The organism is Citrobacter sp. wls711 (genome assembly GCF_005281055.1).
In the GTDB taxonomy this organism is placed as follows: Bacteria; Pseudomonadota; Gammaproteobacteria; order Enterobacterales; family Enterobacteriaceae; genus Citrobacter; species Citrobacter gillenii.
This window is the reverse complement of record NZ_SZXC01000034.1, coordinates 1-410: the sequence shown is the minus strand read 5'-3', so window position 1 is coordinate 410 and position 410 is coordinate 1. Positions and strand designations below refer to the sequence as shown.

General features: G+C 62.9%; 1 pseudogene. It reads right to left on the bottom strand.

From position 1 onward, the window contains the following. Positions 1-410: pseudogene (locus tag FDW98_RS23435) on the bottom strand (hypothetical protein); the annotation flags it as partial.

The following is a 410-nucleotide window of genomic DNA, read 5'->3' as shown; positions in this document are numbered from 1 at the left end:
CGTAGCGGGATACGCACTGCCGCCCGGCGCGCCTGGTTCTTTCCCCGGTAACACCCCGGCGTCATGCACAGGGACTGCTCCTCCGGCTTGTGGATGGCATACACCAGATACTCCTCGCCGACCGGGGCCGCCAGCAGTTCCACCTCCTCCCCTTCATAGCACCAGTGACATCCCAGCCAGCCGGAAAAACGCCTGCCGTTAATGCGCCCTGTCAGATACCAGGCCCCGCACAACGGCCTGTCATAGTCCTGCAGCAGGGCCGAGGCTGTCCCTCCCGAGCCGCTGGCCGCCCAGACCACCGCCGACGCCGCCATCTTCTTTTTATACCGGGCGTAGTAGGCGCTTCCTTCCGGATAGGACAGAACGTCGAAATGCTGCACTACTCGCCGCTGCGTCAGTTTTTCAATAAC